This is a genomic window from Halorubrum ejinorense, assembly GCF_055389685.1.
Genome location: NZ_AP043777.1, coordinates 1,240,360 through 1,255,947, shown reverse-complemented (window position 1 = coordinate 1,255,947; position 15,588 = coordinate 1,240,360). Strand labels below are relative to the sequence as shown.

The 15,588-nt window shown below is 70.0% G+C and carries 15 protein-coding genes; 9 read left to right on the top strand and 6 right to left on the bottom strand.

Features of this window, described 5'->3' with window-relative positions:
- Positions 1 to 73: 73 nt before the first annotated feature.
- Together ACZ5KW_RS07345 and ACZ5KW_RS07340 are read right to left on the bottom strand one after the other, a co-directional pair.
- Positions 74 to 778 (bottom strand): DUF47 domain-containing protein, encoded by a 705-nt coding sequence (locus ACZ5KW_RS07345; protein WP_343780079.1) that lies wholly within the window; start codon positions 776 to 778, stop codon positions 74 to 76.
- Between the two features lie 93 nt (positions 779 to 871).
- A complete protein-coding gene (locus tag ACZ5KW_RS07340; protein ID WP_343780077.1) occupies positions 872 to 1,966 on the bottom strand; it encodes a phosphoribosylaminoimidazolesuccinocarboxamide synthase in 1,095 nt (364 codons plus the stop codon).
- A 168-nt stretch (positions 1,967 to 2,134) separates the two neighbouring features.
- Between ACZ5KW_RS07340 and ACZ5KW_RS07335 the strand changes: the two genes are divergently transcribed.
- Positions 2,135 to 2,812, top strand: coding sequence for a tRNA (cytidine(56)-2'-O)-methyltransferase (locus ACZ5KW_RS07335; protein ID WP_343780075.1), 678 nt, complete (start codon positions 2,135 to 2,137; stop codon positions 2,810 to 2,812).
- Positions 2,813 to 2,854: 42 nt separating this feature from the next.
- Here ACZ5KW_RS07335 and ACZ5KW_RS07330 read toward each other — a convergent pair whose 3' ends face one another.
- Positions 2,855 to 3,241: a MaoC family dehydratase gene (locus ACZ5KW_RS07330; protein WP_343780073.1), complete on the bottom strand. Its 387-nt coding sequence runs from the start codon at positions 3,239 to 3,241 to the stop codon at positions 2,855 to 2,857.
- 143 nt (positions 3,242 to 3,384) lie between these two features.
- Positions 3,385 to 4,872, bottom strand: coding sequence for an ATPase domain-containing protein (locus ACZ5KW_RS07325; protein ID WP_343780071.1), 1,488 nt, complete (start codon positions 4,870 to 4,872; stop codon positions 3,385 to 3,387).
- A 186-nt stretch (positions 4,873 to 5,058) separates the two neighbouring features.
- On the opposite strand from ACZ5KW_RS07325, the gene ACZ5KW_RS07320 reads away from it, so the two are divergent.
- Complete coding sequence (locus tag ACZ5KW_RS07320) at positions 5,059 to 6,519, top strand: PAS domain-containing protein (RefSeq protein WP_343780069.1); 1,461 nt, start codon at positions 5,059 to 5,061, stop codon at positions 6,517 to 6,519.
- Between the two features lie 42 nt (positions 6,520 to 6,561).
- On the opposite strand, the gene ACZ5KW_RS07315 is transcribed toward ACZ5KW_RS07320, so the two are convergent.
- Entirely contained in the window at positions 6,562 to 7,527 is a 966-nt protein-coding gene (locus ACZ5KW_RS07315) for a M48 family metalloprotease (RefSeq protein WP_343780067.1), read from the bottom strand.
- 144 nt (positions 7,528 to 7,671) lie between these two features.
- Between ACZ5KW_RS07315 and ACZ5KW_RS07310 the strand changes: the two genes are divergently transcribed.
- The 6 genes from ACZ5KW_RS07310 to ACZ5KW_RS07285 all read left to right on the top strand — a co-directional run bounded on the left by ACZ5KW_RS07310 (position 7,672) and on the right by ACZ5KW_RS07285 (position 12,915).
- Positions 7,672 to 8,196, top strand: a complete 525-nt coding sequence (locus ACZ5KW_RS07310; RefSeq protein WP_343780065.1) for a transcription factor — start codon at positions 7,672 to 7,674, stop codon at positions 8,194 to 8,196.
- Complete coding sequence (locus tag ACZ5KW_RS07305) at positions 8,196 to 8,891, top strand: DUF2110 family protein (protein WP_343780062.1); 696 nt, start codon at positions 8,196 to 8,198, stop codon at positions 8,889 to 8,891. The genes ACZ5KW_RS07310 and ACZ5KW_RS07305 overlap by 1 nt, the downstream gene beginning before the upstream one ends.
- 14 nt (positions 8,892 to 8,905) lie before the next feature.
- Entirely contained in the window at positions 8,906 to 9,685 is a 780-nt protein-coding gene (locus ACZ5KW_RS07300) for a DUF5803 family protein (RefSeq protein WP_343780060.1), read from the top strand.
- A gap of 93 nt (positions 9,686 to 9,778) precedes the next feature.
- Positions 9,779 to 10,462 carry a competence/damage-inducible protein A gene (locus ACZ5KW_RS07295; RefSeq protein WP_343780058.1) on the top strand — a complete coding sequence of 228 codons (684 nt, stop codon included), beginning with the start codon at positions 9,779 to 9,781 and terminating at the stop codon, positions 10,460 to 10,462.
- Positions 10,463 to 11,115: 653 nt separating this feature from the next.
- The gene (locus tag ACZ5KW_RS07290) at positions 11,116 to 12,258 is read left to right on the top strand and encodes an ATP-NAD kinase family protein (RefSeq protein ID WP_343780056.1); all 1,143 of its coding nucleotides are present in this window, start codon (positions 11,116 to 11,118) and stop codon (positions 12,256 to 12,258) included.
- Positions 12,259 to 12,348: 90 nt separating this feature from the next.
- The gene (locus tag ACZ5KW_RS07285) at positions 12,349 to 12,915 is read left to right on the top strand and encodes a maltose acetyltransferase domain-containing protein (protein WP_343780053.1); all 567 of its coding nucleotides are present in this window, start codon (positions 12,349 to 12,351) and stop codon (positions 12,913 to 12,915) included.
- Positions 12,916 to 12,918: 3 nt separating this feature from the next.
- On the opposite strand, the gene prs is transcribed toward ACZ5KW_RS07285, so the two are convergent.
- The gene (prs, locus tag ACZ5KW_RS07280) at positions 12,919 to 13,779 is read right to left on the bottom strand and encodes a ribose-phosphate diphosphokinase (RefSeq protein WP_343780051.1); all 861 of its coding nucleotides are present in this window, start codon (positions 13,777 to 13,779) and stop codon (positions 12,919 to 12,921) included.
- Between the two features lie 130 nt (positions 13,780 to 13,909).
- Between prs and ACZ5KW_RS07275 the strand changes: the two genes are divergently transcribed.
- Positions 13,910 to 14,566, top strand: a complete 657-nt coding sequence (locus ACZ5KW_RS07275) for an HVO_0476 family zinc finger protein (RefSeq protein ID WP_343780049.1) — start codon at positions 13,910 to 13,912, stop codon at positions 14,564 to 14,566.
- Positions 14,567 to 15,588 lie beyond the last annotated feature (1,022 nt).

Genomic DNA, 15,588 nt, shown 5'->3' with positions numbered 1-15,588 from the left:
GAGGTCGGCACGTCGCGATCGGCGCGCCGCGCCTCGGGCGCGTCGAGTCCGCCGGAGCGGTGCGGTGCGCGCGCTACTCGCCGTCCGCCTCCGTGACGATCCCCGGCTCCTTGCTCGCGATCACGACGATCCGGTCGGTGAGGTCCTCGACCGCGTTGGCGAGTTCGTCCAGCAGGATCGCGAGTTCGCGGTAGACGAGCGGCTGGTCGATCGTCTCGTCGGCGAACGCGGTCTCGATCGCGTCGTTACGGAGGTCGTCGCACTCGCTTTCGAGCGCGCGGATCGCCTCGATCCCCTCGGCGAGCGTCTCCGTGGCGTCGGCGCGCGCGAGCCCCCGAACGAACCCCTCGACCACGTCGCCGAGGACCGCGACCATCTCGGCGATCCGCTCGGCCATCTCGCGCATGTCGTCGAACGGTTCGACGCCCGCGTCGGGGCGCATCATCGCCACCTCCTGAACGATCCGCTCGGTGTGGTTCGCGACCACGTCGAGCTCGTTGTAGAAGTCGAGCAGCGCGGACTCGTTGAAGTTGATCCGCGTGTTCAACAGGCCGATGTCGTCCGGCCCCGCGTCGGTGATGAGCGCCCTAACGCCGCGGACGAGGTCGTCGCATTCGCTTTCGACGGCGGCTATCTCGTCGACCGTGTCGCGGTACGGCCCCTCGTCGGCGTACTCGTCGAGCGCCCGGGGAAGGAGGGCGACGCAGTCGTCGATCCGGTCGAGATACGTCGCGGTCTGCGTCTCCAACCGCTCCCCGAAGTCGGCCTCGGTGGACATGCCTCGATCCACGCGCGTCGGGGGTAAAGAGGTTCCCTCGCGTCCGATCGATGGTGAGGATCCGGCTCTCGGTTCCCGGGGATCCGGCCGGCGCTACAGGCCGTCGGCCGCGTCGAGCGCGGCCTCGACGTCGGGGGCGTCGAACCACTGGCGGCCGGTGTAGGCGTTCGCCCCGGCCGCGTACAGGTCGGCCACCGCGTCGACGACGGCGGGCGGGAGCGGGTCGGGGGACGGCTCGCAGAGCTCGCGCCAGTCGTCGATATCCCGGTCTGCGACGGCCTCCTTCGCGGCTTTGACCGCCGCGACCCAGTCGGGGTCGTTCGCCTTGTACCACTGGCGGACGACCTCCTTCGAGATGCCCCGGCCGCCGTAGGAGAAGCGGTTCTCGTCGAAGGTCCCCACCACGTCCGCGACGCGGAGTTCCCCGTCGGCGTACAGGCACTCGATCTTCCCGTCCTCGTGGACGAACCCGGCCGCGTCGGCGCGCTCGGTGACGACGCGGTTCACCTCGCGGGCCAGCGATTCGAGCGCGTCGACGTCGGCGACGCCCGCGATCCGGTCGGCCTCGGCGCGAGCGAGGTATCGGTCCTGCTGTTCGTACTTCGTCGAGAACTCCACGACCGGCTCGGGGAGGTCGACCGGCGCGTCCGGCCACTCGTCGAGGCCGAGGTCGTCGTCGAGTCCGAAGTCCGCGGGATCGGCGCGTCGCCGCAGGCTGGAGCCGACCGGCACGCGGTTCCGGAAGACGACCTCCAGCGGCACGAGGTAGTTGGTCCCGCCCGCGGCGTGGAAGGCGTCGTAGTCGTAGCCGGCCTCGGGCCCCTCGTACGGGAGGTCGGGGACCTGCGTCAGGTCGATGGCCATCTCGGTCGGCGCGGCGGTCGCGTCGTCGAGCGGGACGGACGCGGGCGCGTCGCCCCCGCCGTCGGCGGGGCCGTCGGCGTCGTCGGCCGGCTCCCGCGCGGCCGGATCGGTGACGCCGCGGTAGTGGGTCGGGACTCCGGCCGTCTCCAGCAGCTCGAAGTTGAACGCCCCCATCGTACAGAGGCTCGCGCCCTTCTCCGGGATCGCGTCGGGCATCTGCCCCCAGTCGAACACGGAGTAGGCGTCGGTGAAGACGAACCGCCCGCGACCGAGCGCGTCGGCGGTCGCCGGCTCGTCGACGCGGAACTCCTTGACGCTCGTCATGGCTCACACCGCGACCGCCTCCCACATGAATCTTTCAGTTACGTGGTCACCTCTCGGTGTTTTCTCTTCATTCGATCCACTAACACGGATCAGAATTCGAGGCTGGCGAGGCGTCGACTCCGCGACCGCATCGAAAGCGACACCCGGCTCGCACGCCCAGCCCGTGGCATGAACGACGCACGAGAGGTCGTCGTCCTCCGGTACGGCCACCGGCCGGGACGCGACGACCGCATGACGACGCACGTGGGGCTCACGGCCCGGGCGCTGGGCGCCGACCGGGTGATCTTCCCCGACAACGCGGGGCAGTCGGCGGAGACCGTCCGCGACATCACCGACCGGTTCGGCGGCCCGTTCGAGGTCGAACTCCGCGACGACCAGAAGGCGCTGGTTCGGAACTTCGACGGGGTCGTCGTCCACCTCACGATGTACGGCGAGCGCGTCCAAGACGTGGAGGCGGACGTGCGCGAGGCCGTCGGGCTCGAGGACGCGACGGTCGGCGGGTCGCCGCCGTCGCCCCGGGACCTCCTCGTCGTCGTCGGCGGCGAGAAGGTGCCGTGGGCGCTGTACGAGCGCGCCGACTTCAACGTGGGCGTGACGAACCAGCCGCACTCCGAGGTCGCCGGACTCGCGGTGTTCCTCGACCGGCTGTTCGCGGGGGCCGAACTGGACCGCGAGTGGGCGGACGCCGACCGCCGGGTCGTCCCCGAGGCGACCGGCAAGACCGTGATCGACGCCGACGGAGAGGGCGTTGAGGGCGACGGGGACGCAGAGGGCGACGAGGGCGACGGGGACGCAGAGGGCGACGAGGGCGACGGGGACGCAGAGGGCGACGAGGGCGCGGAGTGACGTGAGACGACCCGTCGCCGAAGCGGGCGAGGTCGCCGCCGTTCAGTCATTTTTCCAGACGATCCCCTCTACCGTCGCCTCGAGGACCGCGGCTCCGTCGTCGGTCTCGCAGACGACGTCCCACGCGAACGCGTAGCGGTCGTCTCGTTCGGTGACCTCGTCGTAGGTCGCGTAGCAGGTGACGTGCTCGCCCGTGTACACGGGTTCGAGGAACTCGAACTCCATCCGTCGAGCCAGCACTTCGAGGTCGCCGCCCAGCTCCGTGGGGAGCGTCGCGGTCAACAGTCCCTGGACCATCACCCGACCGTCGTCGTCGGGCTCGGTGTGTCGCGGTTGGTCGTCCCCGGACAGTTCGGCGTACCGTCGGACCTCGTCGACGGTGAACGTCCGATCGGTCGTGACGGTCTCCCCTTCCCGTGGTCGCTCCATGTGGACCGGCTCGGTGCCGCGACACATGAACGATCGGTGGGGTGGGGTACCTCGTCGCCCCCGAGGAACGCGTGACCGGTCTCGACCGCGACCGGGTCGGAGTCGGGCTCCGGGCGAGGCGCCCGCCGGACTCGGCCGGTCGCTCAGGGCTCGTCGCCCGCGTCGCGTCGTGAGTCGCCGCCGTCGTCGATCGCTTCCGGCGTCCCGCTCAAAATGCCCCGCAACCCCGACATCGGCTCGCCGACCGTGATCCCGTGTCGCGTGATCTTGAACTCGCGGATCGTCCGCTCGAAGTCGCTCGTCCGCTTTTTCAACACGCCGATCGCCTTCCGCATCTCGCCGCGGGTCTCAAGGTGGCGGAGGAAGACGATGTTGTCCGCGAGGTAGCTGATGTTCTCGACGGTCGCCTGAAACTCGCCGGTGATGTTCCGCGTCTCGTCGATGAAGATGGTCGTGACGCCCGTGTTCTTGAGGTACCGGCCGAGCGCGTGCAGCTGTTGGAGCAGCATCCCCTCCTCGCCCCGCAGGGTCAGTCGGTACCCGGCGATGCCGTCGATCATCACGATGTCCGCGCCCCGCTCTTCAACCTCGTCGCGGACCATCCGCGAGAACTCCTGTGGCGACCGCTCTAACGCCTCCACCTCGGTGACCTGTAGCGTCCCCTTCTCGATCATCTCGTCGACGGGGATGTTCACCGCGCGCGACCGCTTCAGGAACGTCCCCCGGCTCTCCTCGAACAGGTAGATGACCGAGCGCTCGCCGCGGCCGGCGGCCTCCTTCATGAACTGCGTGCTCAGCGTCGTCTTGCCGACGCCGGTCGGGCCGCTCACGATGCTGACCGTCCCGCGCTCGATGCCGCCGTTGAGCAGTTCGTCGACCTCGGGGATCCCGGAGGACACCTGTTCGAAGTCGAACTCGCCGCCGTGGGTGCCGGGCTGGAGCGCCGGGTACACCTCGATCCCCGTGTCGGTGACGCGGTAGGCGTGGTCGCCGCTCAGCGTGCCCGAGCCGCGGAACTTCGGCACTTCGATCGTCTTGCCGTACTCCTCGGTGGCCATGCGTATCGTCCCGTCAGTGATGAACTCCAGCCCGTCCGTCGGCAGCGCGTCGGTGTCTTGAACCGTGAACAGCACCGTCGCGTCCCGGTCTTTCAGGAACCGCATGAAGCCGACGACCTGCTTGCGGAACTGGTAGTCGTCGGAGGTGAGAAAGCGGAGCTGCGTCAGGGGGTCGACGACGACCCTGTCCGGGTCGACCTCCCTCACGCTCTCGACGATCCGCTCCGTGATCGGCTCCTGTTCGACCTCCTCGGGCGCGAAGACCTCGTACGACTGGTCTTCGGTGAACACGTCCGCGCCCGGGCTCAGGTCGAGGAACTCGATCGCGTCGGTGTCGAACCCGAGCGCCTCGGCGTTCGCCTTCAGGTCGCTCACGTCCTCTTCGAGGTTGATGAACAGGGCCGTCTCGCCGCGTTCGACCCCGGCGGCGAGGAAGTGGAGGCTGAGGATCGTCTTCCCGCTGCCCGCCTGCCCGCGAATCATGTAACTGCGCTCTCGAATGAGTCCCCCCGACAGGATCTCGTCGAGCCCGGTGACGCCGGTCGAGAGCCGAGCGGATGGCGACTGAGTCATGTCCCTTCCTACTCGGCGACGGACATAAGCGTGGGTGGCGGCCGGACGCGAGGAGTGGTGGCGGCCGGACGCGACGGGGGCGGCCGGACACGACGGGTGGGGGCGACCGTCACGCGCCGGCGGTCGCGGTCGCCGACTCGAATTTTCCGTACCTCTTAGTGGATGTGGGTCGTCGTTCGAACAGAGATGGGCTCGAATTCCGAGGACTCCTTCGGAGCGACGCGGGCCGGAGCGCCGCCCGAGCCCGACGACGGTGCCCGCGTGCTGCTGTTCGTGGAACGGCGCCGCGACCGCGAACTCCTCGTCGACGCTCTGAGCGACCGCTACGCGGTCGACACCGCCAGCGAGGCGGCGGCGCTCGACGAGGAGTTCGACTGCTGTGTCCTCGACGAGTCGGCGTTCGAACGCGTCCGTGACCGCATCGAGCCGCGGCGGGACCGCGCCGATCCGGCGTTCCTTCCGTTCGTGCTGCTTGCGAGCGGGGACGCGGGGTCGGCGGCGAAGGAGGGCGCGTGGGACCGCGTCGACGACGTGATCGAACTGCCGACGAGCCGCCGGGGGCTCGTCTCGCGGATCGAGAACCTGATCGAGCGCCGGTCGACCTCCCTCCGGCTCTCGGAGACCGTCGACGAACTGCGGCTCAAAGAGCAGGCGATGGACGAGTCACCGGTCGGAATTACCCTCGCGGAGGCGACTGAGGGCGACGACACGCCGCTCGTGTACCTCAACGGCGGGTTCGAGGAGATGACCGGCTACGGCGAAGAGCGGCTCGGCGAGGACTGCCGGTTCCTCCAGGGCGAGGACACGGCCGAGGAGCCCCGGGCGGCGATCCGCGAGGCGTTGGCCGAGGAGCGACCCGTCTCCGTCGACATCCGTAACTACCGGGCGAACGGGCAGAAGTTCTGGAACCACGTGACGATATCGCCGATCCGCGACGCCGACGGGACCGTCACCCACTATGTCGGGTTCCAGAACGACATCACCGACCGGAAGATCCGGGAGCGTCGGCTGGAGGTGATGACGCGGGTGCTCAAACACAACCTCCGGAACAAGATGAACCTGGTCGAGGGGTACGCCGACCTCTTGGGCGAGGAGATAGACGACGACTCGCGGCTGGAGTCGCTCGCGGTGATCTCTGAGACGGCCGAGGACCTGATGGGTATCGCGTCGACCGTTCGGACGGTCAACGAGACGCTCGACGAGACCGAGTCGAACACGACGGTCGATTTCGCCGAAGAACTGGTCGAGCTACGGAACCGGATCCAGCGCCGCTACCCCGACGCGACGGTGACGCTGTCGCTACCCGACGGCGACCCGATCCACGTGACGGTCGTCGGGCTGACGGTCGCGGTCGAGGAAGCGGTCGAGAACGCGGTGAAACACAACGACGCGACGAACCCGTCCGTCCACGTCCGCGTCGAGCGGCATCCCGACGGGTGGGTCGTCGCCGAGGTCACGGACGACGGGCCGGGCATTCCGGACCACGAGATGCAGGTGCTGGAGGTCGGCGAGACGTCGCTGACCCACGCCGACCGGCTCGGGATCTGGCTCATGTACTGGGTCGTCGGGAAGGCGGGCGGCGAGTTCGACATCGACACCGGCGAGGACGGGACGACCATTCGATTGGAAGTCCCGGCGCACCCCTGACCCGGGGCGGATCGGCCCGGTGGGCTTCGAACCGACGGCGACCTACAGCGTGCGCTTCGACCGGAGTCGCGCGAGTCGCGTCCGCGCCTCCTGTCGGCTCGTCCCCCGCACGCGACCCGTCTCGGCGTCGGCCATGGAGACGAGCGAGAGGCGGTCCAAGAGCGGGGGCCAGTCTGCCGCGCCCGCGGCGTCGCTCGCGAAGGCCACGGCGTTGCCGAGTCCCTGCCGGCCCTCGGACCCGGTCCGCGCGACGAGCGCGTCCGCGGCTCGGCGCCCCCCGGCGACGGCGAGCCGGTCGCCGACCGTCGCCGGGACCCACGCCGGAAGCAACACCGCCCAGAGCAGGACGCCGGCGGCCGCGTACGCCCACGACGGGACCCGCTCGCGGTCCGGCTCGTAGCCGTGGATCCGGTTGACGCGTCGGTCCGCTGCGGTGCGGTCGCCCCGGCGTCCCACGAGCAGCGTCGCGAGCAGCGCGGCGGTCTCGACGAGCGCGAGCGCCGGGAGGGCCGCGGTCGTGATAAGCGCCTGCCGAGTCCGGATCCTGACGAGCGCGTGGCGCAGTGCGGCGTCGCGGTCGGCCTCGGGCAAGGCGAGGAGCCGCGTCGAGACCACCAGTCGCGCGCCGCGGTAGCCGTCGGTGACGGCGACGTTCGCGGCGTCGGCGCGGACGGTCGTCACGGTCGGGACGTCGACGCCCACGTCGGCCGCCAGCCGCTCGACGCGGTCGGCGACGAACTCGGCGCGCCGGTCGTCGAGGTCGGCGTCGGGGAGCCGCGCGATCCGCCGGTCCACGAGGACTGGGCCGAGGAGGGCGGCGACGACGGGGCCGACGACGGCGGCCGCGAGCAGCCCGCCGAGCGCGCCGACCGGGAGCAGCCCGAGGCCGCCGGGACCGAGAAGTGCGGCGAGGGGAATCAGCGGGACCGCCGCCAGCACGAACGGGACCGCGAGGAGCGCGAGCGCGCCGAGCGCGCGTCGCCCGCCTCCGTCGACCGAGTCTGCCATGCGACGAGTGTGAGCCACGCGGCGTAAAGCTCTGCCGGACCCGCCGGTCGCCGGCGGCTCGGGGACGTTCGCCTCGGAGCGGCGGAGCGGTCACGACCGCGCCTTTCGGAGGTTTTAACCCGATTCCACCACCAGATTCCCGTAATGGCTTTTGAGGATCTACTGAACGACCCCGTCATCCAGAAATACCTCCACGAGCTGGTGGGGCCGACGGGGATGCCGGTCGCGGCCGCGCCGCCCGACGGCGAGGTCACCGACGAGGAGCTGGCCGAGGAACTCGGCTTGGAGCTCAACGACGTGCGACGCGCGCTGTTCATCCTGTACGAGAACGACCTGGCGACGTACCGTCGCGTCCGCGACGAGGACTCCGGGTGGCTCACGTACCTGTGGACGTTCCACTACGACAACATCCCGGAGAACCTCCAGGAGGAGATGTACCGGCTCCTCGACGCGTTAGAGGAGCGCGAGGAGTACGAGCGCACCCACGAGTTCTACCTCTGTGAGGTGTGTTCCATCCGCTTCGAGTTCGGCGAGGCGATGGACTTCGGCTTCGAGTGCCCCGAGTGCGGGTCGCCGCTGGAGGCGATGGACAACGACCGGCTCCGCGAGGCGATGGACGAGCGCATCGGGAAGCTCCGCGACGAGCTCAACGTGGACGTGACCGGCTGATGGTCGTCCTCGCAACCAAGTGCTACGTCGAGGGCGACGCCCGCGACCGCGCACTCGACGGGATGAACTCGCTCGTCGCGAACGACGTGGGCGAACTCGACGTGGACTGGCAGGTCGGCGTCCGCGGCGACGACTTCGTCCAGGTCGACGTGACGGGCGAGGACGCGCCGGTCGCGCGGAACGTCCTCGCGGAGACGTGGGGCGAGATCGTCGCTCACGACGGCGGGCTCGAAGCCGGCGAGACGTACGTCGGCACCCTGGAATCGTGGGACGACGACGGCTTCGTTCTCGACGCCGGCGCGGAGGTCTTCGTCCCCGCGGACGAGCTCGGCCTCGGCGTCGGCTCGCCGCAGCAGGTGGTCGAGCGGTTCGGCCTCGTCCAGCACCTCCCGATGCGGTTCGTCTACGGCGGCGACGTCGGCGACCCGGACGCCGATCCGTCGCGGCTCGCCGGCGCCGAGCGGGACCGCCTGTACGACTGGCAGCGCGGGGACGGGCGGGTGAACGTCAACTCCGCGACCCGCGGCGAGACGCGGGCGACGGTGAACCGCGCGGGCCACGCGCAGGACATCGTCACCGTCGAGCGGCTGGGGCTCTTAGAGCAGAGCATCGTCTGTGCCGAGGGAACCGACCCGCCGGGGCTGCTGGCCGCCATCGGCTCGTACCTCCCGGCGGAGATGCGCTGTGTCGTCTGAGGTGAGTTGAACACGTGAACCGACGATTCGCGCTCGCGGTGGCGGCGATCGCGCTCCTCGCGGTCAGCGCCGGCTGCCTCGGCTACGCGACCGGCGGCGGCGAGGTGGCGAACGAGACGCTCGACGCGGAGCCGCCCCGCGAGTACGACTTCGACACGGACCGCGACGCCGCCTTCGAGCTCTCGACGGACGCCAGATACACCGTCGTGTACTCGATCGGCGACCGCGAGGAGCTGCGGCTGTTCGAGCAGACCCCGTACGCCGGCGACCGCCCGATGGAGTTCGAGGCGCTGCGGTACCGGTACCCGGACGGCGAGGTGATAAACGGCAGCGAGTTCCGCGCTCGCGGCGGTGAGGTGGAGCAGACGACCGACGAGACGTGGATACGCTTCGCCGACGACATGGCGGGCGGAAAGCTCGGGTTCTCCGGCGCCGGATCGCCGCGCCGGTTCACCATGCGCGCGTACGTCGAGGGGTCGTACGCCGTGACGCTCCCGCCGGACTTCAGCACGGAGGTGCCGATCGTCGGCCACGTGTCGCCGCGCGACCACGAGGTCGAGACCGTCGGCGACCGCGACCGGATCGTGTGGGACGAGGTGACCGGCGGCTCGATCGTCGTCCAGTCGTACCGCGAGGGCGACTTGGTGGTGTTCGGCGTCATCCTCGTCATCGCCGCGGTCGCCGCGGTCGCCGGGACGCTCTACTTCCGGCGCCAGTTGGAGGCGCTCCGCGAACAGCGGCGCGACCTCGGCTTGAGCGTCAACGAGGACGACGACGACGACGGCTGGCTGTGAGCGGCCGACGCTGACCGCGCTCCGTGGCGCGTACGGATCCGTCCGGACGCCCGCGTCGCGGTCCTTTTCTACCGTGCGCCGCTTGCTTCGCGTATGAACGCCGCCGTCGTCACCGTCGGGGACGAGCTCCTCGTCGGCGACACCGAGAACACGAACGCCACCTGGCTCTGCGACCGCCTCGACGCCCGCGGCGTCACCGTGCGCCGGGTGACGGTCGTCCCGGACGAGGTCCCCGAAATCGCGCGCGTCGTCAACGAGTATCACGCCGAGTACGACGCGGTGATCGTCACCGGCGGCCTCGGACCGACGCACGACGACGTGACGATGGAGGCGGTCGCGGCCGCGTTCGGCCGCGCGCTCGTCGAGAACGCGGAGGCGGCCGCGTGGCTCGCCGAGCGGGGGTACAGCGGCGACGACCTCGCGGCGGAGACGACCCACCTCCCCGCGGACTGTCGACCGCTCCCGAACGAGGCCGGGGTCGCGCCCGGCGCCGTCGTCGAGTCGACCTACGTCCTTCCGGGCGTCCCGGGAGAGATGGAGGCGATGTTCGACCTGATCGCGGACGAGTTCGCCGGGACGGTGACCCACGTCCTCACGGTCGACGTGGACGAGCCGGAGAGCGCACTCCTCGACCGGTTCGCGTCGCTGCGCGAGCGGTTCGATGTGCGGGTCGGCTCGTACCCGGGCGAGGTCGTGACGGTGAAGATCACCGCCGAGAGCTCGGACGAGGCCGAGCGGGCGGCGGCGTGGGTCCGCGAACACGCCGACGCGGTCTGAGCCACGAGGGGCGGACCGAACGAGTCGATCGGTGAGAACGGACGGAGGTCGATCGGCGAGAACGGACGGAGGTCGATCGGAGACGAGGCGCCGTGAGCCGCGCGGTGCGGCGACGGATCGACCTAGCGGTACAGGTAGGCCACCCACACGAAGACGAGTGCGAGGCTCGCGAGCAGGACGGCGCCCGCGGTCGCGCTGATCGGCAGCGGCTCGGTCACGGCGGCTTCGAGGATCATAACTCGGCGTTGTTTTGGGGGCGTCTTAAGTATTCATTCTCGGTGGAAGCGACCGCCGACGCCGGACTGACGGCCGCACGACCGCCGCTTCGGACGGATTAGGAGGTACCGTAGTACGGACGCCCGGCGGAACCGACTCGGACGGAGCGGGTCGCGGCGCCCTCCGTCGTCGCGGCGAGGAAAACGGAACTGGGCGGCATGGGCGTGTGGCAGCTCCCACGAGGGATCCAGTCCCGACGAGAGAGGGGTTCTCTGACACCGATGGCGGGCTCGTCCACCGGCGACTGTTACTATGGGTGGACGATAGTTGGTGGTCGTGGCTCGGTGTTGAGGCCTTTTATCAGCCGCCGCGGCGAGCCGCCGACGAGTCGCGGTCGGACGCGTCTTCCTTAAGGGGCCGGCGCGGGAACGTCGCGTATGGACGTGGGGATCGTGGTGAATCCGGTCGCCGGCATGGGCGGCCGCGTCGGCCTGAAGGGGACCGACGGCAAAGTCGCCGAGGCGATCGAACGCGGCGCGGAGCCGCGGGCGCCGGCCCGAGCGCGACGGATGCTCGACCGACTGGCCGCCGTGGCCCCCGAGACGAGCGTCGTCGCGGCCGCGGACCCGATGGGCGAGTCGACCGTCCGCGAGGCCGGGTTCGACCCGGCCCGCGTCGTCGACCCGTTCGAAGGTGAAGCGTCTGCGTCGGGCGGCGCCCCGGACCCGACGGAGACGACCGCCGCGCACACCGCCGCGGTCGTGCGGGCGTTCGCGGGTCTAGAGGGGGACGGTCCGGACGATGAGAGGCCCGCCGACGCCGTCGACCTCGTGTTGTTCGTCGGCGGCGACGGGACGGCGGCGGACGTGGCGGGCGCGCTGGAGGGGACCGAGGTGCCGATGCTCGGCGTCCCGGCCGGCGTGAAGGTGTACTCGTCGGTGTTCGCGGTGTCACCGGAGGACGCCGCCGAGGTCGCCGCGTCGTTCTCGCGGACCGAGCGCCGCGAGGTGATGGACATCGACGAGGACGCCTACCGCGAGGGGGAGGTCCACCCGGAGCTTCGGGGGGTCGCGCACGTCCCCGTCGCCGACGACCTCCAGTCGTCGAAACAGACCGCGAGCGGGACCGTCGAGTCGCTCGCCGAGGGCGTCGCGGCCGACATCCGCGAGCGCGACGGCGAGGGAGTCACCTTCGTGCTCGGGCCGGGGTCGACCGTCGGCGCGATCAAGGACGAACTCGGCTTCGAGCCGTCGCCGATCGGCGTCGACGTCTGGCGCGACGGCGAGGTGGTCGTCCGCGACGCCGCCGAGGCGGAGATACTCGACGCGCTCGGCGAGGAGAACGTGATCGTCGTCTCGCCCATCGGCGGGCAGGGGTTCGTCTTCGGCCGCGGCAACCCCCAGGTATCGCCGGCCGTGATCCGGCGGTGTGACCTCCGGATCGTCGCCTCGCGGGCGAAACTCGACGACGTGCGGGCGCTCCGCGTCGACACCGACGACCCCGACCTCGACGACGACCTCTCGGGGTGGGTCCGGGTCCGCGTCGGGAAGTTCGAGACGCGGATGATGAAGATCGTTTGAGGCGCGCCCCTCGCGCGCCCGCCTCCGGTCCGCCACGGTCGACGGCCCCGACACGGACACACCTTTGTCCCTCGCCGTGTCGGGCAGCGTATGGGACGCGAGAAGGAGCGGATGCTCGCCGGCGAGGCGTACGACCCGTCGGTCCCCGAACTGGTCGCCGACCGGCGGCGCGCGCAGGACCGCTGTCGCCGGTACAACGCGACCGCGCAGACGCAGACCGACCGCCGCGAGCGACTGCTCCGCGAGCTGTTCGGCGAGGTCCGCGGCGACGCGACCGTCGTCCCGCCGTTCCGGTGTGATTACGGCTACAACGTCGGCGTCGGCGACGGCTTCTTCGCGAACTACGGCTGCGTCTTCTTAGACGTGGCGCCGATCGGCTTCGGCGAGAACTGTCTGCTCGGGCCGGGCGTCCACGTGTACGCCGCGACGCATCCGCTCGACCCCGAGGAGCGCGCGGCCGGGCTGGAGTTCGGCGACCCCGTCACGGTCGGCGACGACGTCTGGATCGGCGGCCGGGCGGTGATCACGCCCGGCGTCGAGATCGGCGACGGCGCGGTCGTCGCCGCGGGCGCGGTGGTGGTCGACGACGTGCCGGCGCGGGCGGTCGTCGGGGGGAACCCCGCCGAGGTGATCCGAGAAATCGACGACGACGAGTGACCCTTACGGGGAGTCGAGCGCGTCGGCCACCGCGGGCGCGGCGCTGACGACGCTACAGCCGCGCTCGACGGTGTCGGTGGCGACTATCCGGTCGACGCCGGCGGCGCTGAGCTTCGTCACGGCGTTGGCGACCAGTACCGGGTGGACGCAGGCCGTCAGCACCCGCGCGGCGCCGCGGTCGGTGAGGACGGCGACCGACTCGCTCATCGTCGACCCCGTCGCGATGATGTCGTCGACGACGACCACGTCCCGGTCGGTAACGGTCGCGTCGGAGGGCGACACCGTGACGGCGCCCGTCTCGCGGTCGCGGTGCTTCTCGAAGTAATCGGTCTCGCCGTCGCCGTAGGCGTCGCGGACGGTGGCGGCCACGTCGGTCGCCCCCTCGTCCGGCGCGAGGAAGAGGGGGTCGTCGAGGTCGGCCGTCAGCGGCTCCGCGAGGGCGCCCGCGGCGTCGGCCGTCTCGACGGGGACGTCGAAGAAGTCGGCGACGGCCGCCTCGTGGGGGTTGACGAGGAGCACGCGGTCGGTGCTCGTCGATACCGCCGTCGCCATCGCGCGGGCGGAGACCGGCTCGCCGTCGCCGAAGGAGGCGTCCTGGCGCGCGTAGCCCATGTACGGGATCACGGTGGTCACGTCGGTCGCGCCGGCCTCGCGGACGGCGTCCTGTAGCTGGAGCAGTTCGACCCACGCCTCGTCGGAGTCGGTCGCGGCGACGATCACGGCCTCGTCCGCGTCGAAGTCGGGCACCGCGGCGAGCCCCTCCCCGTCCGGGAACCGGTCGTAGGTCGGCGTCGCGAGCGACCGGCCCGTCTCCTCGGCGAGCGCGGCCGCGAGCTGCTGCGAGCTGGACCCGGGTACGATCATGGGCGTCCGTTCCGCGGACTCCGGTAAACCAGTTTCCTTACCGCGCGGTCCGACCGCGCGCCACGCGAGCGCGACCCACACCGGCCCCACAGGGGCGGATATTTACGGGCGCGGCGGGTACGAGCGCCCAATGAGCGATACCGAAGCCGGCGCGCGCGTCGGGCTCCCCTGCCCGTCGTGTTCGCCCTCCGAGCCGACCGTCCACGAGGTCCTCAGCCCCGGCGGGCAGGCCACCGTGCGCTGTACCGAGTGCGACCACACGCACAAAAGCGAGATTCCCGAGGAAGAGACCGTCTCCGTGACCATCGTCGTCTCACAGGACGGCGACTCCTTCACGACGCGGATGGACGTTCCCGCGGACGGCGACGTCGGCACCGGCGAGGAGTTCGTCGTCGACACCGACGACGCCCTGATGCAGGTGCGGATCACGGACATCGAACTCGGTCCCGAAGAGCGCGTCGAGGAGGCCGACATCACCGACGTGGAGACGCTCTGGACGCGCGCGGTCGACAACGTCGCGGTCCCCGTCACGCTCCACCCGAAGGACGGCGACGCGGACCAGACGCGCTCGCTGCGCGTGAACGTCCCCGGCGACTACGAGTTCACCGTCGACGAGACGGTGGAGTTCGGCGAGGAGCAGTTCACCGTGGAGGGGCTCCAGATCCGCGAGGACGCGCCGGAGTACCGCCACGAGAAGCTCGATCACCCCGGCGACCTCGCCTACGCGAAGGACCTCAAGCGGGTGTACGCCCGCGACGAGACGCTCACCGCTTGGTCGGCCTGGTAGTCACCGCTTGGTCGGCCTGGTAGTCACCGCTTGGTCGGCCTGGTAGTCACCGCTTGGTCGGCTAGTAGCCAACGCGGCCGCTCTCCCCGGTCGATCTACCGGAAACCCCGTTCTATCGCCGGTTCACCGGACGCGTCCGACTGCCCGGCGATCCTCATACCAACATAAACAATTATTAAGAATACGCCCGTTACGTGAGACGTGCCGCCCGTAGTACACGACTGACGCACGCTCGACGTCGGGGACGACGACCGGCCCCGGCGGTCCGGGCACGCGCGAGGCGACGCGGAGCGAGCGAGGCATCGATCGGTCGACTCCGTCCGCGACCCCGGACGGGGACGACGCGAAAGAGGGTCCAGACGACTTGCCGACCGCCGCCGAGGCGGTCGCGCGATCGGCCGCGATGTTCGACCCGTCGGGCACGAGTCGGATCCCGAACGGGACCGACCGCTGGAACGCGTACGCCGGCTCGTCGCACTGACGGCGCGGCCGGATCACTTTATTCGCCGGAGCGGCTACCGACGAGCGGCCGATGACGAACCACCGCTCCGAGCCGGACTCGGCACCCGGCGACGACGAGCCCTATGAGTGCCGAGGCCAGCTTTCTATCCACACATTTGCGAGAAGAAGTGTACGAACGTCATAGAATCGCGTCTGCTACCCTCTGAGAGAGGACAGTTGGCATCGAGAGGAGAATAGAGTACACTCTGAGAGGTTACATAGATTCTTTCACATCTCATGAGGTGTCGGTTCCACTAGTTGAGATATGGGTCTCACCGAGAGAAACGATTATCTCTATTCTCTCATGCTCTAATTTCCGGAATAGAGGGTACTCACGCACCAAACGTCCGATAAGGTCGTGAGTGTTCAGATGATTGTGGCATATTTGGAGAATGTCTAGTCCGATGAAATCACTCACCCAGACTTACTGCTTTCCACTGCGGGATCAATAACAGGGTGTTAGACAACACGTGATAACCTCACTGCCAACTACGATGCGGCATAATGAAATGGATGCCACT

Excerpts from the sequence above, each read along its gene's own strand:
- prs (WP_343780051.1), bottom strand. The coding sequence starts at position 13,779 with ATGATCGTACCCGGGTCCAGCTCGCAGCAGCTCGCGGCCGCGCTCGCC.
- ACZ5KW_RS07335 (WP_343780075.1), top strand. The coding sequence starts at position 2,135 with ATGAACGACGCACGAGAGGTCGTCGTCCTCCGGTACGGCCACCGGCCG.
- ACZ5KW_RS07290 (WP_343780056.1), top strand. The coding sequence starts at position 11,116 with ATGGACGTGGGGATCGTGGTGAATCCGGTCGCCGGCATGGGCGGCCGC.
- ACZ5KW_RS07275 (WP_343780049.1), top strand. The coding sequence starts at position 13,910 with ATGAGCGATACCGAAGCCGGCGCGCGCGTCGGGCTCCCCTGCCCGTCG.
- ACZ5KW_RS07285 (WP_343780053.1), top strand. The coding sequence starts at position 12,349 with ATGGGACGCGAGAAGGAGCGGATGCTCGCCGGCGAGGCGTACGACCCG.
- ACZ5KW_RS07340 (WP_343780077.1), bottom strand. The coding sequence starts at position 1,966 with ATGACGAGCGTCAAGGAGTTCCGCGTCGACGAGCCGGCGACCGCCGAC.
- ACZ5KW_RS07305 (WP_343780062.1), top strand. The coding sequence starts at position 8,196 with ATGGTCGTCCTCGCAACCAAGTGCTACGTCGAGGGCGACGCCCGCGAC.
- ACZ5KW_RS07320 (WP_343780069.1), top strand. The coding sequence starts at position 5,059 with ATGGGCTCGAATTCCGAGGACTCCTTCGGAGCGACGCGGGCCGGAGCG.
- ACZ5KW_RS07295 (WP_343780058.1), top strand. The coding sequence starts at position 9,779 with ATGAACGCCGCCGTCGTCACCGTCGGGGACGAGCTCCTCGTCGGCGAC.
- ACZ5KW_RS07315 (WP_343780067.1), bottom strand. The coding sequence starts at position 7,527 with ATGGCAGACTCGGTCGACGGAGGCGGGCGACGCGCGCTCGGCGCGCTC.
- ACZ5KW_RS07325 (WP_343780071.1), bottom strand. The coding sequence starts at position 4,872 with ATGACTCAGTCGCCATCCGCTCGGCTCTCGACCGGCGTCACCGGGCTC.
- ACZ5KW_RS07345 (WP_343780079.1), bottom strand. The coding sequence starts at position 778 with ATGTCCACCGAGGCCGACTTCGGGGAGCGGTTGGAGACGCAGACCGCG.
- ACZ5KW_RS07330 (WP_343780073.1), bottom strand. The coding sequence starts at position 3,241 with ATGGAGCGACCACGGGAAGGGGAGACCGTCACGACCGATCGGACGTTC.
- ACZ5KW_RS07310 (WP_343780065.1), top strand. The coding sequence starts at position 7,672 with ATGGCTTTTGAGGATCTACTGAACGACCCCGTCATCCAGAAATACCTC.